The organism is Pseudonocardia halophobica (assembly GCF_027922425.1).
GTDB lineage: Bacteria > Actinomycetota > Actinomycetes > Mycobacteriales > Pseudonocardiaceae > Pseudonocardia > Pseudonocardia halophobica.
The window spans coordinates 1-706 of sequence record NZ_BSFQ01000204.1 but is presented as its reverse complement, the minus strand read 5'-3'; the positions used below and the strand labels follow the sequence as shown (position 1 = coordinate 706).

The 706-nt window shown below is 66.6% G+C and carries 1 protein-coding gene; it reads right to left on the bottom strand.

Going from position 1 to position 706, the window contains the following annotated elements; translation table 11 throughout:
• The coding region (locus PKE99_RS38165; RefSeq protein ID WP_271215116.1) for a GMC oxidoreductase at positions 1–706 on the bottom strand (706 nt) is incomplete at both ends.

Genomic DNA, 706 nt, shown 5'->3' with positions numbered 1-706 from the left:
CCACCCGTTGAGCACCGTCGTCGACGGGTCGGTGCCCATGCGCGCCGTCCCGTGCTGGTGGCAGGTGTTGCCGGTCATGCGGTCCAGGTAGACCGGGATGGTCTTGCGTGCGCCCGCGACCTGCAGGATCTCCGCGTTCTTGTCAACCTGCCACTTGCTCATGGCGACGTCGTTGGCGTGCGGCTTGTGCGTGATCCGGGCGACCGGCAGGCCCCAGGCGTCCTTCACCGTCGGGTCGAGGTCGACGCGGTTGGACTCGACCGGCATGTCATGAAGGATCGCGCCGATCTTCATCGCGTAGTTGAAGTAGCTGCGGTCGGCGTCCTTGAGCGACTGCCCCCACTGGGGCCGGCCCGGGAACACCCAGTTGATCGGGTGGCAGGTCTGCGACGCCGAGATCAGGCAGCCGCCGATGTGCCCGCGGTTCTCGTCGGTCTCGTAGAACTCGAACGTGCCGCCGCTGATGTAGTTGCCGACCCAGCCATAGAGCGGGTCGTCGATCTCCTGGTCGAACAGCCCGACCGCGAACACGTACTCGTGGAAGGTGGCGTTCTTGCCGACCATGCCGCTGGAGTTGCCTAGGCCGTCGGGGTGCTGCGGGGAGGTCGACATCAGCATGAGGCGGGCGGACTCGATGGCGCCGAGGCCGAGGACGACGACGTTGGCTTCCTGGTCGACCTCGTTGCCGTCCGGGTCGATGTAGATC